This is a genomic window from Sphaerisporangium melleum (genome assembly GCF_014646695.1).
Taxonomy (GTDB): Bacteria; Actinomycetota; Actinomycetes; order Streptosporangiales; family Streptosporangiaceae; genus Sphaerisporangium; species Sphaerisporangium melleum.
Genome location: NZ_BMNT01000004.1, coordinates 208,568 through 228,905, shown reverse-complemented (window position 1 = coordinate 228,905; position 20,338 = coordinate 208,568). Strand labels below are relative to the sequence as shown.

Annotated in this window: 19 protein-coding genes; 10 read left to right on the top strand and 9 right to left on the bottom strand. The window is 72.8% G+C overall.

Annotation, left to right across the window (positions count from 1 at the left end):
• Positions 1 to 83 precede the first annotated feature (83 nt).
• A complete protein-coding gene (locus IEY93_RS05175; protein WP_189161773.1) occupies positions 84 to 683 on the bottom strand; it encodes a carbonic anhydrase in 600 nt (199 codons plus the stop codon).
• A gap of 186 nt (positions 684 to 869) precedes the next feature.
• Between IEY93_RS05175 and cynR the strand changes: the two genes are divergently transcribed.
• A complete protein-coding gene (cynR, locus tag IEY93_RS05170; protein ID WP_189161772.1) occupies positions 870 to 1,808 on the top strand; it encodes a transcriptional regulator CynR in 939 nt (312 codons plus the stop codon).
• A 15-nt stretch (positions 1,809 to 1,823) separates the two neighbouring features.
• Here the strand turns inward: cynR and IEY93_RS05165 are convergent, their stop codons facing one another.
• A complete protein-coding gene (locus tag IEY93_RS05165; RefSeq protein WP_189161771.1) occupies positions 1,824 to 2,507 on the bottom strand; it encodes an alpha/beta hydrolase in 684 nt (227 codons plus the stop codon).
• Positions 2,508 to 2,543: 36 nt separating this feature from the next.
• Complete coding sequence (locus tag IEY93_RS05160; RefSeq protein ID WP_189161770.1) at positions 2,544 to 3,668, bottom strand: DNA alkylation repair protein; 1,125 nt, start codon at positions 3,666 to 3,668, stop codon at positions 2,544 to 2,546.
• A gap of 56 nt (positions 3,669 to 3,724) precedes the next feature.
• On the opposite strand from IEY93_RS05160, the gene IEY93_RS05155 reads away from it, so the two are divergent.
• The 4 genes from IEY93_RS05155 (at position 3,725) to IEY93_RS05140 (ending at position 7,384) form a co-directional block, all read left to right on the top strand.
• Positions 3,725 to 4,588: a helix-turn-helix transcriptional regulator gene (locus IEY93_RS05155; protein ID WP_189161769.1), complete on the top strand. Its 864-nt coding sequence runs from the start codon at positions 3,725 to 3,727 to the stop codon at positions 4,586 to 4,588.
• A gap of 349 nt (positions 4,589 to 4,937) precedes the next feature.
• Positions 4,938 to 5,687 (top strand): SDR family oxidoreductase, encoded by a 750-nt coding sequence (locus IEY93_RS05150; protein WP_189161768.1) that lies wholly within the window; start codon positions 4,938 to 4,940, stop codon positions 5,685 to 5,687.
• Positions 5,688 to 5,703: 16 nt separating this feature from the next.
• The gene (locus IEY93_RS05145) at positions 5,704 to 6,006 is read left to right on the top strand and encodes a hypothetical protein (protein ID WP_189161767.1); all 303 of its coding nucleotides are present in this window, start codon (positions 5,704 to 5,706) and stop codon (positions 6,004 to 6,006) included.
• A 526-nt stretch (positions 6,007 to 6,532) separates the two neighbouring features.
• Positions 6,533 to 7,384, top strand: a complete 852-nt coding sequence (locus tag IEY93_RS05140) for a GNAT family N-acetyltransferase (RefSeq protein ID WP_189161766.1) — start codon at positions 6,533 to 6,535, stop codon at positions 7,382 to 7,384.
• A 145-nt stretch (positions 7,385 to 7,529) separates the two neighbouring features.
• On the opposite strand, the gene IEY93_RS05135 is transcribed toward IEY93_RS05140, so the two are convergent.
• The gene (locus IEY93_RS05135) at positions 7,530 to 7,958 is read right to left on the bottom strand and encodes a nucleoside deaminase (RefSeq protein WP_189161765.1); all 429 of its coding nucleotides are present in this window, start codon (positions 7,956 to 7,958) and stop codon (positions 7,530 to 7,532) included.
• 2 nt (positions 7,959 to 7,960) lie between these two features.
• On the bottom strand, positions 7,961 to 8,821 hold the full coding sequence (locus IEY93_RS05130) for an LLM class flavin-dependent oxidoreductase (protein WP_189161764.1): 861 nt from the start codon (positions 8,819 to 8,821) through the stop codon (positions 7,961 to 7,963).
• A gap of 93 nt (positions 8,822 to 8,914) precedes the next feature.
• Between IEY93_RS05130 and IEY93_RS05125 the strand changes: the two genes are divergently transcribed.
• Positions 8,915 to 9,367 (top strand): Lrp/AsnC family transcriptional regulator, encoded by a 453-nt coding sequence (locus IEY93_RS05125; RefSeq protein WP_189161763.1) that lies wholly within the window; start codon positions 8,915 to 8,917, stop codon positions 9,365 to 9,367.
• Positions 9,368 to 9,650: 283 nt separating this feature from the next.
• On the opposite strand, the gene IEY93_RS05120 is transcribed toward IEY93_RS05125, so the two are convergent.
• Both IEY93_RS05120 and IEY93_RS05115 read right to left on the bottom strand, forming a co-directional pair.
• Entirely contained in the window at positions 9,651 to 10,562 is a 912-nt protein-coding gene (locus IEY93_RS05120; protein WP_189161762.1) for a nitroreductase/quinone reductase family protein, read from the bottom strand.
• A gap of 820 nt (positions 10,563 to 11,382) precedes the next feature.
• Complete coding sequence (locus IEY93_RS05115) at positions 11,383 to 12,639, bottom strand: MFS transporter (RefSeq protein WP_189161761.1); 1,257 nt, start codon at positions 12,637 to 12,639, stop codon at positions 11,383 to 11,385.
• A gap of 129 nt (positions 12,640 to 12,768) precedes the next feature.
• On the opposite strand from IEY93_RS05115, the gene IEY93_RS05110 reads away from it, so the two are divergent.
• The 4 genes from IEY93_RS05110 (at position 12,769) to IEY93_RS05095 (ending at position 17,432) form a co-directional block, all read left to right on the top strand.
• Positions 12,769 to 13,704 carry a LysR family transcriptional regulator gene (locus tag IEY93_RS05110; RefSeq protein ID WP_189161760.1) on the top strand — a complete coding sequence of 312 codons (936 nt, stop codon included), beginning with the start codon at positions 12,769 to 12,771 and terminating at the stop codon, positions 13,702 to 13,704.
• Between the two features lie 505 nt (positions 13,705 to 14,209).
• Positions 14,210 to 15,193, top strand: coding sequence for a sulfotransferase (locus IEY93_RS05105; RefSeq protein WP_189161759.1), 984 nt, complete (start codon positions 14,210 to 14,212; stop codon positions 15,191 to 15,193).
• Entirely contained in the window at positions 15,190 to 16,173 is a 984-nt protein-coding gene (locus IEY93_RS05100; RefSeq protein WP_189161758.1) for a glycosyltransferase family 2 protein, read from the top strand. Before IEY93_RS05105 ends, IEY93_RS05100 begins: the two co-directional genes overlap by 4 nt.
• Before the next feature lie 14 nt (positions 16,174 to 16,187).
• On the top strand, positions 16,188 to 17,432 hold the full coding sequence (locus IEY93_RS05095) for a WecB/TagA/CpsF family glycosyltransferase (RefSeq protein ID WP_229690879.1): 1,245 nt from the start codon (positions 16,188 to 16,190) through the stop codon (positions 17,430 to 17,432).
• 88 nt (positions 17,433 to 17,520) lie between these two features.
• On the opposite strand, the gene IEY93_RS05090 is transcribed toward IEY93_RS05095, so the two are convergent.
• Both IEY93_RS05090 and IEY93_RS37855 read right to left on the bottom strand, forming a co-directional pair.
• Positions 17,521 to 18,627 (bottom strand): sulfotransferase, encoded by a 1,107-nt coding sequence (locus tag IEY93_RS05090; RefSeq protein WP_229690878.1) that lies wholly within the window; start codon positions 18,625 to 18,627, stop codon positions 17,521 to 17,523.
• Positions 18,624 to 20,090, bottom strand: coding sequence for a lipopolysaccharide biosynthesis protein (locus IEY93_RS37855; protein ID WP_229690877.1), 1,467 nt, complete (start codon positions 20,088 to 20,090; stop codon positions 18,624 to 18,626). The genes IEY93_RS05090 and IEY93_RS37855 overlap by 4 nt, the downstream gene beginning before the upstream one ends.
• Positions 20,091 to 20,338 lie beyond the last annotated feature (248 nt).

Below are 20,338 nucleotides of genomic sequence, written 5' to 3'. Positions count from 1 at the left end.
CGTGGGAGTTCGGGGCCGATGGTTCTGTGGTGATCCCGGACGCGGGCCGGGAAACCGGAGCCGGGTCAAATGAATGGTCTGGATCAGGGGGTCCCGAGCACGGTTCCGGATCCGGCCGGGTCGAGTTCTTCGACGCGCCCGGTGCCGATGTCGAAGACCCAGCCACGCAGGGTGATGGTGTTCTCCGAGAGAGCACGGGCGACCGACGGGTGCGTGGCCAGGTTCGCCAGTTGGGTGAGCACGTTCTGGCGGACCAGCGCCGCGACGTCCCCGGTGGGGGTGGTGAGCCGGTCCGGTGAGGTGTCCGCGTGCCGGAGCCAGTCGGCGACCAGCGGAGTGGCGCTGAGGTCGTGGCCTTGGGCCAGGGCGGTCATCGCGCCGCACGCGGAGTGCCCGCAGACGATGATCTCGGACACGCCCAGCGCGGCGACGGCGTACTCGATGCTGGCCGCCACTCCATCGGCGCCTGACCCGGGTGCGGGGACGAGGTTGCCGGCCGTGCGGATGACGAACAGTTCTCCCGGCTCGGAGCCGGTGAGCAGCTCGGGTACGACCCGGGCGTCGGAGCAGCCGATGAACAGCGTGTGCGGCGTGTGGTGCGTGGCCAGGCGGGCGAACAGGTCCGCCTTGGCGGGGAAGACGTCTCGCTGGAAACGCGTGACGCCCTCGGCGAGATCATGCATGGGTCACTCCTCGGGTTCGCGGTCGGCCGCCACAGGGTCGTCGCGCCGGTGAGGATCGCGGCGATGGCGTGCCCGCCCGGGTGTCGATCCCTCTGAGCGGGTGCAGTCCACTATGGCTGACCTGCTCCTATAGTGTCCAAGAGTTGCTCGGCATGAGATCCATTGTCACCATCTATAGTTCTGTGCATGTCCCTGGAACTGCGTCACGTGCGCTACCTGCTCGCCGTCGCCGAGCACGGCAGCTTCACCCGGGCCGCGGACGACCTGCACATCTCCCAGCCGACCCTGTCCCAGCAGATCAAGCAGCTCGAACGCGCGCTCGGCGTGCGGTTGCTGGACCGCACGGGGCGCGCCGTACGGCTCACCGACGCCGGGGAGGCCTATCTCGGCCACGCCCGGCGCGCGTTACGCGAACTGGCCGCCGCCGAACGCGCCGTTCACGACGTCCAGGACCTGTCCCGCGGTCACCTGCGGCTGGGCGTCACTCCCACGTTCATCGCCTATCTCGTCGGCCCGCTCACCGCGCGGTTCCACACCGGTCATCCCGGCGTCACCCTGACCGTGGTGGAGACGACCCAGGACCGCATCGAGTCGGCCCTGCTCGCCGACGACCTGGACGTCGGCATCGCCTTCGACGGCTCCCACCTGCCCGGCATCACCGCGACGCCGCTGTTCACCGAGACGCTCAGCCTGGTCGCCGGGTCCCGCCACGCCGGATCTCCCGGCCCCGCCGCCGATGCCGGCCGCCCCGGAACGGCGCGCGACGTTCCCGTACCGGTCCGGGCGCTGGACGAACGACGGCTCGCCCTGCTCAGCAGCGACTTCGCCACCCGGCTGCACATCGATGCCTACTTCACCCGCCATCGGGTCCATCCGCGCATCGCGGTCGAGGCCAACTCGATCCATGCCATCACCGAGATCGTCCAGCGCACATCCTTGGCCACCGTGCTGCCCGACCCGATCGCCCGCGACCACCCGCACCTCAGCCTCATTCCCCTCGACCCGCCGTTGCCCGCCCGCGGCGTCGTCCTCCTGCGACGGGAGGGCGCTTACCAGGGCGCGGCCACCCGGGTGTTCGTCCAGGTCATTCATGAGCTCGTCGCGAGGGAGTGGTCTGGAGGGTGAAGCCGGTCCGGCGGCTCAGGCGAGGTGACCTTGGCCGGACAGGGTCTGTTCGGCGGCGTAGGCGGCGAGGCGTTCGGCCAGTTCGGCGGGGCGGCTGAGGGCGGGAGTGTGCCCGCCGTCGATCTCGTCGGGGGTGATGCCCAGGCGCTGCTCGGCGACGCGGCGCAGGTAGGCCGGGGGGAACAGGCGGTCGTCCCGGCAGAGCAGGACCTTGGTGGGTACGGCGGGCCAGGTCGTCAGCGGCGACGGTTCCGCCAGCCGGGTCTCGGACTGGTCCCGTCCCCGCTTCAGTGCTTCGGCGGTCAGCTCGGGCGGGACGTCGTGGTAGAAGAGGTCGATCGTGTCGTCGTACTGCTCTCGTGGCTCGTCGCCGTACCCCGTGTTGGCCCAGTAGTCCGCGGGTGCCTCGCCGGGGGCGGGGATCATGGGCGCGACGAGCGCGAGCAGGTGGACGGTCAGCCGGTCGCAGACCAGGGGTGCGACGAACCCGCCGAACGACTGGGCGACGACGATCAGGTCGGTCCGGCCGTCGAACGCGTCGACCAGGGTGTCCGCGTACTCGGTGAGCCCGGCCGAGTCGTCGTCACAGGGCAGGTCAGGAGCCATGCTGTCGTGGCCCCGCCGAGCCAGTTCCGCCTGCACGAGGTGCCAGTACCAGCCGACGTCGCCGGCGCCGTGGATCAGGCCGAATGTGGCCATGTGGACTCCTTTCCCATGTCCTGCCAGTGAGCTCTGTCATGCCCGTGCCGGTGGCTCGGATGCGCGGAGGGTGAAGTCGGCTCGGCCGGAGGGGGCGCCGTTGATCTGGAGTTCGACGGCGTGCGCGCCGGGGTGGTAGCGGCGGGTGGTGATCTCGCGGAACGAGTGCTCGCGGGCGAGTTGCAGCTTCTCGCCGGGGGCGAGCGTCGCGGTGGTCAGCTTGAAGGTCTTGCCGCGTTGCGTGCCGTTCGCCTTCATGTGATGGACGATGTAGTCGATCGCGAGGGAGGCCGCTTCGGCGCCCGTGTTGGTGATCGTGGCGGTGAACCCGATCGTTCCGCCGAACGCGATCTCGGTCGCGGTCAGCAGCGGACCGGTGACGTCGATGGACGCCGTGGTGGTGAAGCCGAGGAGGCCGAGCGCGCCCGGATGGCCCTTCTTGACCAGCGTGCGCAGGGCGTGCCTGACCAGCCGCGGGGTGTTCTCGTCCGGGTCGGCGAGCCAGGCGGTGGCGGTTTCGAGCACGATGTCCGGGTGCTGCCTGCTCAGGTCGTTCAGGTGGTTGGCGACGGATCGCCGGACGTACTCGCTCTCGTCCCGGTAGAGGGCGTTGATGATGGGGAGGGTCGCCCGGGGCGCGGCCAGGATGCCGGGCACCCGTCTGGCCCAGGGCAGGAACGGCCGGGTGCCTTCGGAGGCCAGGCGGCGGACGTCCTCGTCCGGCGAGGCGGTCCAGGTCAGGGCGGCGGCCAGGGCGCGGTCGAGGTCGTGGTCGAGCAGGGTGCGGATCGCGAACTCGGCGGTGAGGCGGGAGGTGAGGTCCGCCAGGGTCGCCATCGCGTCGTCGAAGGCGGCGACGCCGCCGTCCGCGACGGCCTTGGTGGCGATCGCGCTGGTCACCGGCCAGATCAGCCATCCGGTGAACGGCGGCCGCCCGTCCCGTGCCGCCCGGATGTGGGCGGCGAAGGCGGTGTAGTCGCCGGGCAGGTCGTGCAGGAGGGCGTCTCTGAGCAGGTCGCTGCGTTCGCGCAGGGACAGGCCGTTCAGGCCGTGGACCGCGGCGCTGAGCGCGGTGAGCGGGGCTCCGGGAGCGGCGGCGGCGATCGCGTGGAGCAGCGCCTTGGCGGTGTGCTCGCCGATGAGTTCGTCGGCGAAGGGCATGGGGTCTCCCGATGTGTCGAGCCGGCCGCTGGGCCGGCGAAGGTAGTCTGCACGACATGTCCGACAAATCCGGCAACCCGCTCGGTCGGTTCCTTCGCGCCCACCGCGCTCGGCTGGATCCGGCCGAGGTCGGGCTGCGCGGCGGAGGCGACCGCAGGGTGGCCGGACTACGGCGTGAAGAGGTCGCGGTGCTGGCAGGGGTGAGCGCCGACTACTACGCCCGGCTGGAGCAGGGCCGGGAACGCAACCCGTCCCCGCGGCTGCTGGACGCGATCGGCCAGGCGCTCCGCCTCGACGCCGACGCGCGCGGCCACCTCTTCCGGCTCGCCGGGCTGAACCCCAGGCTGGCACCGGGAAGCTCGCGGGACCTGGTCCACCCCACGCTCCTGCACCTGCTGGACTCGTTCCCGGCGGCGGCGGCGTACGTCCTGAGCCCGTCGTTCGACGTCCTGGCCGCGAACGCCGTCGCGGAGGCGCTGCTGTCGCCGTTCGGCCGGATGCGGAACATGGTCCGGGTGCTGTTCCAGCACCCCGAGGCGAAGACGGTGTTCGCCGAGTGGCCCACTCTGGTGGAGACCACCGTCCACGCCCTCCGCCTCAACGCGACCGCCTATCCGAACGATCCGGAGATCCGGGCGCTGGTGGCGGAGTTCACCACGACCGTGCCCGAGTTCCGCACGTTGTGGGAGGACCAGCAGGTGAGCGGGCTCAACCGCCTGTTCAAGGTCTTCGTGCACCCGGAGGCCGGACGCATCGAGCTGACCTACCAGACGTTCGACGTCCGCGACGCCCCCGGCCAGCAGTTGCTCGTCGGCACGCCGGAGCCCGGCAGCCGCAGTGCCGAGGCCCTCGCGTACCTGGCGTCCGTGCACGGCGCCCCGCACCACCTGCCGTACGGTACGTCGCAGCGCCCTTCGTAGGACTTGACGCACGGGACGAGGCGCCGTACGCCCTGAAGGGCAGGGCACGTCCATGATCGCCACCTCTCGTGAGTCCGCGGCACCTCCGGGAAACCGGAACGCCACTGGTGAAACCGGAAGGTCTCCCGTGCGTCCGGCACACCTGCCGCGTGTTAGGAAGCGCGGTTGTGCTCTGTGCTGATCCTGCACGCCGCCCGACGGCGGGCGGAAGGACGGATCTTCGCCGTCGCGTCTTCCTAGGTGTGGCGCACCCAGGAAGAGCCGCCCTTCTCCATCTCGTGCCGGCGATGCAGGCTGGACTCCGCGGTGTTCCGCCGCCCACATCCACGCCTTCCAGGAGTCGATTCTCATGAGCAGTACGACCGTGCCCGCGTCCAGCGGCAAGATCGTTCTCATCACCGGCGCGAGCAGCGGCATCGGTGCGGCCACCGCCCGCCGTCTGGCCGCGGACGGCCACCACGTGGTGCTCGGCGCGCGTCGCGTCGACCGCCTCAAGACGCTCGCCGACGAGATCCACGCCGCGGGCGGCAGCGCCGACCACCAGGAGCTCGACGTGACGAGCCTGGAGAGCGTGCGCGCCTTCGTCGAGGCCGCCCACCAGCGGCACGACCGCATCGACGTCATGGTCAACAACGCGGGTGTCATGCTGCTCTCGCTGATGGAGAAGACGCTCGTCGACGAGTGGAACCAGATGATCGACGTGAACCTGCGCGGCACGCTGCACGGCATCGCGGCCGTCCTGCCGATCATGCGTGCCCAGGGTGCCGGTCACATCGTCAACATCTCCTCCACGGCCGGCGTGCGCGCCGAGCCGACGGCCGCCGTCTACTGCGCCACCAAGTTCGCCGTCCGGGCGCTCGCGGAGTCGTTGCGGCAGGAGGTCGGCGACGTCCGCGTGACCACCGTGAGCCCCGGCTTCACCGAGTCCGAGCTCACCCAGCACGGCGCCGACGAGGAGATGCGCGCTGCCGCGCACGCGGCCGCTCAGCAGCTCGGCATCCCGGCCTCCGCCATCGCCGCGGCCATCTCCTACGCGATCGCCCAGCAGGACGAGGTCGACGTCAGCGAGATCGTCGTCCGGCCCACCGCCCAGCGCTGATCCGAAAGGAACCGACATGACAGAGGTGCTCGAGGTCACGACGTTCAAGCTCGTCGCCGGACTCACCGGTGCCGACTTCGTCGCGGCCAACAAGGACATCGAGGAGTACCTGAAGCGCCGGCCCGGCTTCCGCTGGCGGCGGATCACCGAGGACGACGATGGCACGATCATGGACATCGTCGCCTGGGACGGCGAAGCCGACGCGCGGGCGAGCGCGAGCGGGATCATGACCGAGATGGGCGACTCGCCGGTCCACGCGACCATCGACCACGGCACCGTGGACTTCCGGATCATCCCGGTGGTGCACCACACGAGGTGATCGGAGACCACAGGCGCACGGCCGCTCCGGCCCGTCGCAAGGTACGCACCGATCGTCCCCATCGGGGTGTCCTGCACACGGCGTCTCATCGCCGGCCGTGCATGAGGGGTGCCCGAGCAGGTCACTGCGTTCGCGCGGCCCCGAGCGTGAGGTCCCGTCCCTGACGCCGGTAATCCTGTTGCGTGGCCCGAGCGTTCGGTGGGAGAGTCTGAGCCGCGTCGCACCACGCGCGCACCTACACGGCGAAGGAATGAAGTCCATGGTCTCGGCGTCCCGCAGCGGCCGCCGTCGGCACTGACAGGTCCGCCGGCCGAAGCCCACCGGCTTCCGGCGTCACCCAGTGCTCCGTCTCCACACGGCGGCCCCACGTGCGGTGCCTGACGCACCGCGTCCATCTCCCTGCCCGGAGATGAGCCCGGCTCGGCGATGACGCCGAGCCCGGGAACAGTCCGCGCGGTTCCACCGTGCGCCTTCGCGCATACGGCCGGCCGCGACCGACCATGCAAAACGTGAGGTCACCACCATCATGGGCACCGACGTCCAGAGCTTCGCCGTCGCCAACCTCCGCCGCCGCCCCGCCGCTGTCGAGATCGGCGGGTTCGTCGCGGGGTTCGACCCCGACACCACCAGCCCGTACATCAACTACGCCACGCCGCTCCCCGGCGCCCGCCCAACGGGGCGGGACGTCGCCGCGCTTGTCGGGGCGTTCCGCGAGCGCGGTCTCAAGGCGCGTCTCGAATTCGCGCCGGACGCCGCGCCGGCCGTGGAGGCCGCGCTGCGCGAGGCGGGGTTCACCGTGGAGGCGGTCCACGAGTACCTGGTCTGCACCCCGGCCACGCTGACGATGCCGCCGACATCCGGTGAGCTCGCGCTCGCATCCCCTTCCGCGTCCGCATCCGTGGCCACGTCGACCGGCGCGCACTACGGAGGGTTCCGCGTGGAGAGTCCCGCCACGGACGCGGACTACGAGGCGATCGACGCGGCGTTGGCCGAGGCGTTCGGCGGGATGTTCGCGTCCTCTCCGGAGGGGGCGGCCCGGCTGCGTCGTACCGAGGACGACGGTGGGGCGGTGCGGTTCGTCCGGGCGGCCGAGGGCGGCTGCGCCGGCGCGGCCATGTGCTCCACGCCGGCCGAGGGGACCGCCGAGCTGGCGGGGGTGGGGACCCGCCCCGCCTTCCGCGGCCGGGGCATCGCGGCCGCGGTCACCGCCACGCTGGCCGAGACCATGTTCGCCCGCGGGGCGCGGTCGGTGTGGCTGGAGTACTCCGGCGACGGATCGCGCCGCGTCTACGAACGCGTCGGCTTCCGGCCTGAGGGCACCCGCCTTTACATGTCGCGTGAGGTGACGGAGGAGGCCGGCCGCCCGGCCGATGGGTGAGGGGTCGGCCGGGCGGAACGCTCGGCCGGCATGAACCTCGCGCGACGGAAGCGGCGGGGCCGCCCGGCCGGCGGGTGATCGCTCGCCGGCCGACCCGCGGCTGATGGAGCGTCTGGCCGGTTCCCGGCCGCTGTGAGCGTCGGTGTCAGAGGTAGTACCCCTCCACGGGGACGCGGGCCTCGTCGAAGAGGGCGGGGCCTTCGGCGGGGGCGTCGGTGAAGGCGCTGCCGGGCGGCTTGAGCGTGTCGAGCTGCTCGCCGGACAGGGCGTAGACGACCCGGCCCAGGCCCGAACGGGCGATCGCGCCGGCGCACATGCCGCAGGGCTGGCAGCTGGTGTACATCGTGGTGGCCGCCGCGGTGGCCGGGTCGAGCTCGCGGGCGGCCCAGCGGGCGAGCTTCAACTCCGGGTGGGCGGTGATGTCCCGGTCGGTGATGGAAGTGTTGTGCTCCTCGGCCAGGATGGCGCCGTCCGGCCCGGCCAGCAGCGATCCGAACGGCGGGTTGCCGCCGGCCCGCGCCCTGGCGGCCAGCTCGATGGCCCGGCGCAGCAGCTCTTCGTCCTGGTGTGTCATGGTCAGTCCTCCACGGTCTGTTCGGTCGTGGTCCACCGGCTCGCCACGGTCGCGAGGGCCCGCCAGGCCGGCTCGGGGCGCAGGGTCTCGTCCGGGTCACCGTCGAACGGGTCCAGGACGACGGTGCTGGCGCCCAGTTCGCGCAGTTCGCGCAGGTCCTCGTCGATCTGGTCGGCCGTCCCGACGCCGGCGAGGCGGTCGGGGCCGGTGACGGGCGTGTCGGTGAGCCGCAGGGCGATGCGCGGCACCAGGCCGGGCACGGCACGTCGCTGCTCGCGGGCGAAGTCCGCGATGCGCTCCAGCGCTCCGTGCAGCCAGGGCATGGTGAAGCGCAGCGGATGCCAGGGCTCGCCGAAGCGGACGGCCCGGCGCATGCCGGCGTCGCTGTTACCGCCCACCCAGATGGGGATGCCCGCCGCCTGGTAGTCCTTCTCGTTCTCCCAGGCGGCGCGGATGGCGCGCAGGTGCTCGTCGGTCAGCGCGCCGCGCCGCTCGTAGGGCACCCCGAGGGCCTCGAACTCCTGCCGGGCCCAGCCGACGCCCACCCCGAGGACGAGCCGGCCGCCGCTGAGCTGGTTGAGGTTGGCGGCCATGCGGGCGGTCAGCAGGGGATGACGGTAGGGGAGCAGCAGCACGGTCGTCCCCAGCCGGATCCGGTGGGTGATGCCGGCCAGCCACGCCAGCGTGGTGAACGGCTCGTAGAACGGCGGCGGGTACTGCTCGGCGACGTCCGGCGTCACCACGAGGTGGTCGGAGACCATGAGCAGGTCGAAGCCGAGTCCTTCCACCGTCTGCGCCCACTGCCGTAGCTTTCCGGGGTTGGTGCCGGGTCCGAAATTGGGGACGTTCACGCCTATTCGCACAGGTAAAGGCTAGCCAGCGGCCATGATCACGAGAAGGGATTGTTCCCGGTATCGGCGGCCCTCGGCCGGAATATGTGCCGGTATATTCGGCGAATGGCCGTGAATCTCGATGCGACCGACTGGTCCATCCTGGCCGAGCTCCAGCGCGACGGCCGCGTGCCGCTCACCGAGTTGGGGCGCCGGGTGAGTCTGAGCTCCTCGGCCGTGACCGAGCGGGTGCGGCGGCTGGAGGCCGAGGGCGTCATCACCGGATACCGGGCCGACATCGACCTGCCGAAGGTCGGCCTCGCCGTGCTGGCCGTGGTGCGCCTGAAATACCCCGGCAGCCGGCACGAGCCACTGCACCGGTTGCTGGCGGAACGGCCGGAGATCCTGGAGTGCCTGCGCACCACCGGCGAGGACTGCTACACGCTGAAGGTCGCGGCCACCTCCATGGTCCACCTGGAGAAGGTCGTCGACGAGTTGGCCGGCTTCGGCAGCACCACGACGAACATCGTCTACAGCCAGACCCTCCCGTACCGAGGCCCGCGGACGCCCGGCGCCTAGTTGTATCGCCCACGAACGCCGTACCACGCCCCGCCGCCCCGGCTCCGATCACATCAAGCACATGGCCGGAGCGAGGAGCCGCTCCCGGTGAACGTACGTGGCCACCGCGCGAGGTCCGTCTCGCGAAGCCTGCGGACCCTGCTGACCCCGACCGCCTGGCACGAGTCCGGCCGGGCCCCGCCGCGTGGCCTCCTCCCCCGGCGGTGACTCCGGTCCCGCACGGCCGCCTGTTCGCCCGGCTCGGAGGGCCTGGACGAACAGGCGGCCCGGCACGTGGACCGGCCTACACGGGGTTCAGGGCGGGGAGGATGTGCTCCTCTTCGTAGTCCAGGTGGGCCTCGAGTTCGACGGTCAGCCGTTCGACCTCGGCGAGCACGAACGCCGGGTCAGGGCCCGGCTGCGGCTGGCGCTGGAGCCGGTCGGACGCCGGACCGGGCGTGGGCTCGGAGCCGGAGGTGGATTCCTGGTGCGGGCTTGCCGTGCCGCCGGAGATCAGCGCCTGCAACTCGTCCAGCAGGAGCTTGATCGTCCGGTGCTGCTCGTCCAGCCGGGCCAGCACCGGGGCCAGCTCGGGGTGGCGTTCGCCCAGCGTGGGGAACAGGTTGGCGTCCTCCATCGTGTGGTGGTAGTGCAGGCCCTGGCACAGGGTCAGGCAGTTGATCCGTAGCTGCGCGCCCAGGCTGGAGCCGGAGGCGGCGACCTCCTTGCGGATCAGTTCCAGCTCGCGCCGGAAGGCGCCGTGCACCGCCGTGAGGAAGCCCGCCGGTCCGCCCTGCGCCGACGGGGGGCCCACCTGGTGGAGGGCGATGACCGGGAGGACCCGGGCCGATTTTTCCTGGTAGTCCGCCCAGCCCGGGTTCGCCTCCGCCGCGCGGGCGAAGACGCGGTCGCGTTCCTCGCCCCGCAGGACGGTCGCGTCCGCCTGGTAGGTGAAGCTCCCGTTCTCCACGGTCACCCGGGGGTGGGCGAGCAGGTTGTGGTACCAGTCGGGGTGGGACGGCGCACCACCTGCGGAGGCGATGATCAGGATGCGTTCGCCGTCCGGCAGGTAGGCGACGGGGGTGGTGTGCCGGGCGCCGGTCCTGGCCCCGGTGGTGGTGAGCAGGATGAGGCGCCCGTCCTGGAACGGGCCGCCCACCTTCCCGTGGTTGGCGCGGAACTCGTCGATGATCTGCTGGTTGAAGTTCTCTGGCATGCTCGGTGCGGCTCCTGGCTGCTGGCTGCGGCGTCTTGCGCGCTATGGATCAAGGGCATGGGGGCACGCCGCGGCCGGGTCGTCGGCTGACCGCGGGGTGACGGGGGCCACGGCGCCCGCATGCGGCGGCGCTGGGGCATGGACGGGTACACCGTGCTCGATGGGATCCGCTGGTGACCGTGGCAGCGCCGCGCGAGCCCGGCCATCCCCGTCCGGTGTACGGCACGAGGCGGCGATGCCGAGGTGCCGGTGAGGACGAGTGCGAACCGGACACCGTTCGGCCAGGGCGAAGATCAGCTCAGGGACGAGGACGGTGTTCGGCCCAGGCGGAGACCGGGGCGACGCGCGGGACGGTCGTGATGGTCAGGCGAGGCCTGTGGAGTGTGCACTCACAACATCATCCCCAATCGGTCGGGTGTCGCGCGCCCACCGCCCGCCAGGACGGCCTCGCCACGACACAGGGAGCATTACAGGCCGTCCGGCCAAGCCCTGTCAAGCTTGCGGTCATCCATCCTGCTCGGCGGGTTCTGCCCGCCTTGAGCGGCTCCAGCCGGACACGGGCCTGACCTGGGCGCGCCCGCCCAGCATCGGCACGCGGTCAGGCACCGCCCGGCGATCGGCACGCCGTCACTCGCGGCCCGGTCCCGGCATACCGCTGGACCGGACCGGCTCGGGCATGCCGTCAGGCGCGGGGCCGGCCTCCGCACGCGGTCAGACGCCGCCCGGCGGGACACTCCGTCACGCGCGGCCCGGCCTTGCATGGCGTCAGGCGGGGCCGGCTCTGGCATGCCTTAGAACGAGGCCCGGTCTTGGCGTGCCGTCAGGCGTGGCCTGCTATCCGTGCCGGCTCCGGTTCCGGTTCGGGGAGCGGGGCGGCCGGGCGGCGGGGGAGCAGCAGCGGGGTCGCCAGCAGGAGCACGCCGGCCAGGCCGATGGCCGTACGCGGGCCTAGCAGGCCGCCCAGCACGCCCCAGACGGCCGTCAGGAGCGCCGTCGAGGCCTTGGTCGTCACCGCCCAGGCGGACAGGACGCGGGCGACCCGGTCGGTCGTGGTGTGTTCGAGGCGGTAGGTGGCGCAGACGGGGTTGAAGACGCCGCAGCAGAAGATGAGCCCGAACTCGACGCCGATGACCAGCAGCAACCCTCCGGTGCCCGGCCCCAGGAAGGCCAGGCCGACGGGCCACAGCGCGCGCAGCGCCCCGGCCACCACCATGACCTGGTGCCGCCCGAACCGGGTGACGAGCGGCCGGGCCAGCCGTGAGCCGAGCAGCCCGCCGATCGAGGGCGCGGCGAAGGCGAGGCCGTACTGCCATGGTGCGAACCCGAGTTGGCCGAGCATCAGGACGGCCATCAGCGGTCCGGTGGCCATCACCAGGCCGTTGAACAACGTGGTGTTGTACAACAGCCGGCGTAGCGTCGCGTCGGCGACGATGTACCGCCAGCCGTCCAGCAGATCCCCGGGCCGCATGCGCGTGGCGTCCCGGCGCCGGGGCGGCGGCTCGTGGCCGCCCATCGCGCCGATGCCCAGGGCCGAGAGCAGATAGCTGACCGCGTCGGCCACCACCGTGGCCACCGGCCCGAGAAGCCCGATCGCCACGCCGCCGAGCGGTGGCCCGATGATCGTCGTGGTCCAGGCCGTGGACTCGAACCGGGCATTGGCCACCAGCAGCTCCTCAGGCCGCAGCAGCGTCTTCAGGTACGCGCCGGAGGCGGCGCGGAAGGTGATGTCCGCCGTCGCGACGACGACCGAGACCAGCAGGAGCTGCAGGAAGGTGAGCATGCCGAGCGCGAACGCGACGGGGATCGTCAGCAGTGCCGCGAACCGCACCAGGTCCATCGCGATCAGTACCGGCCGCTTGCGGCGCAGGTCCACCCACGGGCCGAGCGGCACCGCCACGGCCGCGCCCACCAGAGCCCCCGCGCAGGAGAGCGCGGCGACCTCGGCCGGCCCGGCGTGCAACACCTGGACGGCGATCAGCGGGAACGCGCCGAAGGCCAGCCACGTCCCGAGCGCGCTGGTCCCGTACGCGCCCCAGAGCCACCCGAACCGCCGCCCCAGCCGGTGCCCGCTCCGCATGCCCGACGCCCCCTGCCCACCCGCACGGCCGATCCGCCAACGGAAGCATCAAAGTGCGTGCCACGCCGTGGATCAAACAACTGCGAAGCCGACGGCCACAACGAACGGTTGTATCAATAGGGTGCCGCCATGGACCTCGACACCGTTCGCACCTTCGTGTCCGCCGCCGACGCGGGGCAGTTCCAGGAGGCCGCCGCCGAGCTGGCGGTCACCCAGCAGGCCGTCTCCAAGCGCATCGCCGCCCTGGAGCGCGACCTTGGCGTGCGGCTGTTCACCCGCACCGCGCGCGGCGCCGAGCTCACCATCGACGGGCAGGCGTTCCTGCCCCACGCGCGCGAGCTGCTGCGCGTCGCCGAGCGTGCCGTCGCCTCCGTGCGCGCCGGCAGCCGTCCGCTGCGCGTCGACGTGATCGCCTCGCGCACCGCGGCGTCAGGGCTGATGCGCGGCTTCCACAGCGCGCACCCCGAGGTCGAGCTCGACGTGGTGACGCTGTTCGACGTCGAGACGGCCGTCGCCGCCATCCGGTCCGGCACGATCGACGCGTCCTTCCGCGCCGTCGCCGTGCCCGGCCGGCCCCTCCCGCCGGACATCGCGTCCATCCGGGTGCTCGACGAGGCGCTCCAGCTCCTCACCGGGCCCGCCCACGCGCTCGCGGGCGCCCGGTCGGTGACCATCGCCCAGCTCGCCGGGCACCGCATCTGGATGCCGGGGATCGTCCCCGGCACCGAGTGGGCCGCCTACTACGACGACCTCGTCGCGGAGTTCGGCCTCACCATCGAGGCGACCGGCCCCAACTTCGGCTCCGACGCGCTCCTCGACACCATCGCCGACACCCCGGCCCTGGCCACTTTCATGGGCGAGCGGACCCGCCTGGTCTGGCCGGCGGGCCATGGTCTGCGCCGCATCCCGGTGACCGGCCCGACGCCCGTCTACCCGCACTCGCTGCTGTGGCACCGCGACAACCCCCACCCCGCGCTGGCCACGCTGCGTGCCCACCTCGCCGCCACGACCGCCGGCCACGACGCCGCCGGCACCTGGACGCCGGGCTGGGTGATCGCCCACTGAACGCGCCCGCGACCGGTCCCGGATCCGCCGGCGGTTACTGTGCGTAGCCGGTCGCCCTCCTGCGTACGCTCACGCCCTGGCGCTGATCGAAGCCATGGCCGCTGATCGGTCGCGACGGCCGCGGATGAACGGCGAACCTCCGAGCCGCCACCCTCCGGTCGGGCCCCGGCGAGGGGATCACCTCGTCCGGGCAGGCGGTGTCCAGCATGCCGTGGCCGGCGATTCCCACGTGCAGCGACACATGGCAGAAGGCCCCCGCCGGACATCGGCCCGACCTTGCCGGACGCCCGGCGATGACCACCGGTACGCGATCTTGTGGGTGGGGTCGGCCCGAAGATCCGGGCGGGCCTCGGCCGGCCACGACTCGCGCGTGCGGCCGGTAACGGCTTCACCAACGGGCGGCGGATTCGCGGGTAGATCCTTTTACTCTCGGCGCACCCTCCGATTACCCTCCGTGCTAGGGTCTGCACGTTGCGTATCGAACGTCCCTCGGGGGTCCTTGCCAATGGCTGTTCGTGTGGTCTTCATAGGCGGTCTGGGGCGCAGCGGCACCACGCTGCTCGAGCGGCTGCTCGGTGAGGTGCCCGGCGTCGTGCCCCTCGGCGAGGTCGTCCACCTGTGGGAACGCGGGGTCTGCGCGCAGGAGCCCTGCGGGTGCGGTGAGCCGTTCTCCTCGTGCCACTTCTGGCGGCGGGTCGGCCTGCGCGCGTTCGGAGGATGGTCGCCGGGGCTGGCCGACCGCGTGCTCACCCTCCGGCGCAAACTCGACCGCACCCGGCACATCCCCGCGCTGGCCCGCAGCCACCGCCGGCCGGGCCTCAGCGGATACACCCGCGCCTACTCCCGCGTGTACGAGGCCGCCGTGCAGGTCGCCGCCGGCACGGTCGTGCTCGACTCCAGCAAACACGCCTCGCTCGCGTTCTGCCTCAGCACCTCCCCGGTCGTCGACCTCACCGTGGTCCACGTCGTCCGCGACCCGCGCGCGGTCGCCCACTCCTGGTACCGCCGGGTCGCCCGGCCGGAGAACGGCGCCCGCATGACCCGCTGGCGGCCATGGCGCACCTGCGTCCACTGGATCGTGCAGAACTTCGCCTTCGAGCTGCTCGCCCGCCGGGGCGGCGCGGTCGTCCGGGTCAGGTACGAAGACCTGCTGGCCGATCCTCGCGGCGCGCTGGGCATGCTGCTCACCCGGCTGGGGTTCGACGGCGCCGCCGACCTGCCGTTCCTGCGTTCCGGCCACCTCGCGGAGCTCTCGACCGCACACACCTGCGCCGGCAACCCGATGCGCTTCACCACCGGGCCGTTGCCACTGACCCGGGACGACTCCTGGCGCGCCGAGATGGCCCGCCGGCACCGGTGGCTGGTCGCCGCGCTCACCTGGCCGCTCATGCTGCAGTACGGCTACTCCGTGCGCGAACGGCAGGCCGTCGAGTCCGCGGCGGCTCCCTGGCTCGCCGCCGGAGGCGTTGCCGCGCAGGAGTGCCGGTGAGCCCGTCGGTGGGCGTGGTCATCCCCACGCGCGGCGACCGGCCGCACCTGCTGCGCGCGGCGGTGGCCGCCGTCCTGGCCCAGGAGAGCCCGGCCGTCGCCGAGGTGGTCGTGGTCGTCGACGGCGGTCTGCGGCGCTCGTGCGACTCCGCGCAGGTGCGTGCTTCGCAGGAGAGGCCGGCGGTGGCCTCCGTGGTGGAGCAACTGTCCGGCCCTGGTTCGTTCACCTCGCCAGACCCGCCCGGGCAGCGCGTGCCGGTGCGCGTCATGGCGAACCGGCTGACCCCGGGGCTGCCCGGCGCCCGCAACACGGGCATCGCCGCCCTGGACACCGACCTGGTCGCGTTCTGCGATGACGACGACCTGTGGCTGCCGGGCAAGCTGACCGCGCAACTGGCGGCGCTCCGGGCCGACCCGGCGGCCGAGTTCGCCGGCTGCGCCATCGAGGTGGAGTACGACGCGCGGCGGGTCGTCCGTCTCGCCGGCACCGAACGCGTGACCAGGCACGACCTCATCCGCTCGCGCATGATGATGGTCCACTCCTCGACGTTCCTGTTCCGGCGCGGGTCGATCTGGCCGGACGAGAGCGCCCCGGGCGGCCAGAACGAAGACTGGGACCTCGCCCTCCGTGCCGCGGCCCGCCACCCGATCGCCTATGTCGACCGGCCGCTGGTGCGGGTGCGCTGGGGCGGATCGGCGTACGTCACCCGCTGGGCCGACCGCATCGCCGGGCTGGAGTGGATGCTCGCCCGGCACCCCGGTCTCACCACCGACCCGCGCGGCGCGGCCCGCGTGTACGGGCAACTCGCCTTCCACCACGCCGCGCTCGGGCGGCGTGCGGAGGCGTGGCGCTGGGCCCGCCGCGCGTTCACCGCCCGCCGTGGCGAGCCCCGGGTTCCCCTGGCCCTGGCGGTCGCGCTGCGCCTGATCCCGGCGCACACCATGCTCGGCCTGCTGCACAGCCGCGGGCACGGCATCTGATGGCGCGGAGTCTGATGGCGCGGCCCCTGATGTCACGGCCGCTGACGGCCTGCCGCGCGTTTCTCGGCAGGTCACGCCCCACCGTCCCCCGGCCCCCGGACGACGAGGGCCGTTCCGCCGTCTCTTCGGCACCGGGCGACGCCGAGCCCTCCGCCGGTCCTGATGCTCCCGTGCAGCCGGGCGACGCGGGTGTCACCTTCCCCGTACCGCCGGGCGATGCCGGACCGTCCGCTGCTGTCAGCGTCCCCGTGCCGCTGGGAGATGCCAGGTCCTCCGCCCGTCGCGCTGAGCCGCTGCCGCCCGGCGATGCCGGAGCGCCGGCCGTCCTGTCCGGCGCCCTGCCGCCGAGCGACGACCTGGAGCAGCCGGGCCTTCCTCCGGCAGGGCTGCCGTCGAGCGACGAACGGCCGGAGCACCAGGCCACCGCCACGGACACCATGCCTGCGCCGCGGGTCGGCACGCGGCCAGAGAGGGTCACGATCGGCGGGGTGACCGTGCACCGGCTCACCGAGGCGCAGGTGGTCGAGCACGTGGTGACCGCGGCGCGGCGCGGGCGAGGCGGTCACGTGGTGACTCCGAACATCGACATCTGCCGTGCCTGCGCCCGCGACCCGGAGGTGCGGGCGCTCGTCGCGGGCGCCGACCTCGCCGTGCCCGACGGCATGCCGCTGCTCTGGGCGTCCCGGCTGCTCGGCACGCCCGTGCCCGAGCGGGTCACCGGAGCCGATCTGATCTGGTCGTTGTCACGGGCCGCGGCTTCGGCGGGTCTGTCGGTCTACCTCATCGGCGGGCCGCCGGGCGTCGCCGTACGAGCCGCCGAGGCGCTGATCAACCGCTGTCCGGGGCTGCGCGTCGCGGGCGTGGTGTCGCCGCCGTTCGGGTTCGAGACGACCCCGGACGGGCTGGCCGCCGTGCGTGAGGCGTTGCTGTGGGCACGGCCCGACCTGGTGTTCGTCGGCCTCGGGTTCCCCAAGCAGGACCGGCTCATCGGCGTGCTCCGTGCCGACCTGCCCGGTGCCTGGTTCGTCGGGTGCGGGTCGGCCATCGCGTTCGCGGCCGGCTCGGTGCGCCGGGCACCGATGTGGATGCGGCGGTCCGGGCTGGAGTGGCTGTATCGCCTGTCCGCCGAGCCCGGTCGTCTCGCCCGCCGCTACCTGGTCGACGACCTCCCCTTCGCCGTCGGCCTCCTCACCGCCTGCCTCTGCCGCCGTGCCCTACGCAAGATCACCCGCCGCTTCCGCCGCCCGGGCTCCTGCTGACCTCGGCCGAGCCCGGTGCGTCTGACTCGACGAACCCCCTGCCGGGCCGGCGGCAGCACCTCCCCCTCCCACGCGGCAGGCCACCGCTCTAGGACCGGCGCCCGGTCAGTCGGTCGAGGGAGGGCGGGGGGGCGTCGCGCGGTCGGGCACCCGTACGGATGCGGCCGGGCAGGGTGATCTCCTGGACGAGGCGGATCTGCTCCGGGGTGAGGCCGGTGGGCGGACGGGTGGCCGCGGTGCGCGCGTCCATGGGACGGTAGGCCGTCCGAGAGAGCCCGGTCCAGGTGAAACCCGCACCCCCGAACCGTGGGAAACCGCGCCGAGCCGGCGGGGCGGTGCAGGCCCGCGCGATGCGCTGCTCGGCCGTGGCGGTCCAGGGCAGACCGCACCACGCGTACAGGTCGCGGTAGCCGGCGAGCGGGTCGGCGGCCAGCTCCTCGTACGCGACCAGCCGGACACCAGGGTGGCGTCCGGCGAGCGCCTCGGACACCTCGCGCGCCAGTGCGTACAAGGTCGCGATCTTCACGACGGGCTCGTGCGTGCCGGCGAGCGGACGCACCCGCTCGACCGCCGGCTGATCACGGACCAGGAGCGGCTGGTCGAGCAGCTCACCGAAGTGCACCGTCCAGCCGAGCCGGCGCCAGCTCGCCACCAGGGCCACCGGGTCACGGACCAGCAGCACCACGCGGCAGCCGAGCCGCTCGGCGAACCAGCCGGCCGAGAACAGCGCGAACGGGTCGTCCAGCAGCGCCCTGCGCCGGCGCAGCCGGCCGAGCGTGAACATCGACGCGTTCCGCACCAGGCGCGCCAGGTCGCCGGGGGATCGGTTGCGCCGCAACTCGGCGGCGTAGCGGTACCGCAGCGCCACGGTGTCGGCGAACGCGCGCAGCCACGGGCCCTCATTGTCCGGGCAGATGTACTGAAATCGGTGCTCGACCGCGGCGTTCAGCACACCGGGCGACCGCCCCGGCGGGCGCTGCGGATTGAGCGGCTCGTTGACGTACACCGCGCCTCCACCGGCGGTGAGCATCTTGCCCGCCCAGCTCGTCCCGCTGCGCGGCAGCCCCGTGACCAGGATGGGCGCCCCAGCAGGCAACGGGACCGGCACCGTGTCCCGGGGCGGTCGTGCCTGGGAGCCTGAAGTGGCCGGCTCGGCGGGGATGGGCGTGGCGCGCGGCACGGGAAGGTCGGTCACGTCGTCTCCTCGGGACGCCAGACGCGGAGCGCGGGAAGGCTGTGCGCGCCGAAGGGACGCAGCCCGTACCGGCGGTGGATCAGAGACAGGGGGAGGAGGTTCTTCACGAGCATCCCCCCGGACCAGCCGAGGACGGCGCCGAGCGCGCCGTAGCGCGGCACCAGCACGACGTCGAGCGCGACCGTGACACCGATCGCGGCCAGGACATTGACCATGCTGGCGGCGGTGCGGCCGGCGGCGATCAGTACGACGTCGGCCATGCCGCACGCCGTCGCCAGCATCATGGTGGCCGCCAGGACCACCGCGACGGCCGCCCCGCCGGAGTAGCCGTCCCCGAACACCCCCAGCACCCACGGTGCGAGCAGGGCGTACCCGAGCCACACCGGCCAGGTGAGCAGGACCAGCCACATCGTGGTCGTCTGGTACAGCCTGCGGCTGAGGGCCAGGTCGCCTTCGGCCAGGGCACGCACCAGTCGCGGCTGCACGGCCTGGGTGAAGCCCTGGTTGACCAGTTGCCCGGCCACCTTGAACCGGGTGGCCGCGGCGTACAGGGCCGCCTGCTCGGGCCCGGAGAGCATGGCCACCAGCACGATGTCCAGCCGCTGGAACACCGCCTGCGCGGCGCCACCGACCGAACGCGGGCCGGTGTACCGCCAGAACTCCCGTGCCAGTTGAGCGCGGGACCGGTTCGGAGCGGTCTTTCGGGCCGAGAACTCCTGCGCCATCCGATCTGGGTACGCGGTGTCGGCCGTGGGCGTCGCGGGTCGCTCGGATGGCACGCCGCCTGCCCGCGTCGCCGCACGGGGCACGTGGCGTTCGGCCCGAGGAGGCGTGCGGCGGCGTAGCCAGCGAGCGGTCAGCAGCAGTACGGGCAGGGCGGGAGCGGCCCAGGCCACGGCGAGCGCCGTGCCGGTGTCCGCACCCGGGGGAAGCGGCCGGTGTGCCACGCCGGTCAGCACGACGGCGGCCACGAGGAGCAGTTGACCCGCCGGTTGCAGCACTCCGCTCAGCAGAGCGGTCGGCCGCATGCTGCCGAAGCCCCGCGTCCCGGCCACCAGGACGTCCGCGAGGACGATCCACGGCAGCGCGGGGGCGAGAACCCGAACGGCCCCGGCCGGCACGGACGCTGCCGGGGCGGAGAAGAGGGTGGCGGCCAGCACGTCGGCGTAACCGGCGGCCAGCGCCGCCGTGCCAAGGGACAGCACGAGCACCGGTACCAGAGCGACTTGGAAATACCTGGACATGTCACGGTCGGACGACCGCCGGGTGCGGGCGATGAAGTAGATCAGGCCGTTCCCGGAGTCCAGCCGGAGCACTCCGGCCGCCATCAGGCACAGCGCCGTCGCCGTGAAGAAACGGCCGGCCGTACCCGCGTCGGAGCCTCGGGTCACGACCACCACGATCAGGAACTGGGACGCCGCGCTGACCGCCGCCCCCACCAGCCCGGCCGCGCCTCCCCTCACCAGCGAGCGGGATCCACCGCGAGACTCGGCCAGGACGTCGGTCCCTGGCAATGGTTGACGTGCGCAAGCAGGGCCGGGCACTGGAGGCGGGTGTCGCTCAGGGGAGGGGTCGGGTTCTTGAGAAAGGACGGGTACGGCGGAGGTGCCGGCCCGCACCGCCGGGTGAGAGGCGGAAGAGGGAGCGGGAGGAACGAGCGGCGTGGCATGGGAGATGGGGACGAGAGGAAGGTGCGGCCTGGCCGGGGGAT

Excerpts from the sequence above, each read along its gene's own strand:
- IEY93_RS05175 (WP_189161773.1), bottom strand. The coding sequence starts at position 683 with ATGCATGATCTCGCCGAGGGCGTCACGCGTTTCCAGCGAGACGTCTTC.
- cynR (WP_189161772.1), top strand. The coding sequence starts at position 870 with ATGTCCCTGGAACTGCGTCACGTGCGCTACCTGCTCGCCGTCGCCGAG.
- IEY93_RS05165 (WP_189161771.1), bottom strand. The coding sequence starts at position 2,507 with ATGGCCACATTCGGCCTGATCCACGGCGCCGGCGACGTCGGCTGGTAC.
- IEY93_RS05160 (WP_189161770.1), bottom strand. The coding sequence starts at position 3,668 with ATGCCCTTCGCCGACGAACTCATCGGCGAGCACACCGCCAAGGCGCTG.
- IEY93_RS05155 (WP_189161769.1), top strand. The coding sequence starts at position 3,725 with ATGTCCGACAAATCCGGCAACCCGCTCGGTCGGTTCCTTCGCGCCCAC.
- IEY93_RS05150 (WP_189161768.1), top strand. The coding sequence starts at position 4,938 with ATGAGCAGTACGACCGTGCCCGCGTCCAGCGGCAAGATCGTTCTCATC.
- IEY93_RS05145 (WP_189161767.1), top strand. The coding sequence starts at position 5,704 with ATGACAGAGGTGCTCGAGGTCACGACGTTCAAGCTCGTCGCCGGACTC.
- IEY93_RS05140 (WP_189161766.1), top strand. The coding sequence starts at position 6,533 with ATGGGCACCGACGTCCAGAGCTTCGCCGTCGCCAACCTCCGCCGCCGC.
- IEY93_RS05135 (WP_189161765.1), bottom strand. The coding sequence starts at position 7,958 with ATGACACACCAGGACGAAGAGCTGCTGCGCCGGGCCATCGAGCTGGCC.
- IEY93_RS05125 (WP_189161763.1), top strand. The coding sequence starts at position 8,915 with ATGGCCGTGAATCTCGATGCGACCGACTGGTCCATCCTGGCCGAGCTC.
- IEY93_RS05120 (WP_189161762.1), bottom strand. The coding sequence starts at position 10,562 with ATGCCAGAGAACTTCAACCAGCAGATCATCGACGAGTTCCGCGCCAAC.
- IEY93_RS05115 (WP_189161761.1), bottom strand. The coding sequence starts at position 12,639 with ATGCGGAGCGGGCACCGGCTGGGGCGGCGGTTCGGGTGGCTCTGGGGC.
- IEY93_RS05110 (WP_189161760.1), top strand. The coding sequence starts at position 12,769 with ATGGACCTCGACACCGTTCGCACCTTCGTGTCCGCCGCCGACGCGGGG.
- IEY93_RS05105 (WP_189161759.1), top strand. The coding sequence starts at position 14,210 with ATGGCTGTTCGTGTGGTCTTCATAGGCGGTCTGGGGCGCAGCGGCACC.
- IEY93_RS05095 (WP_229690879.1), top strand. The coding sequence starts at position 16,188 with ATGGCGCGGCCCCTGATGTCACGGCCGCTGACGGCCTGCCGCGCGTTT.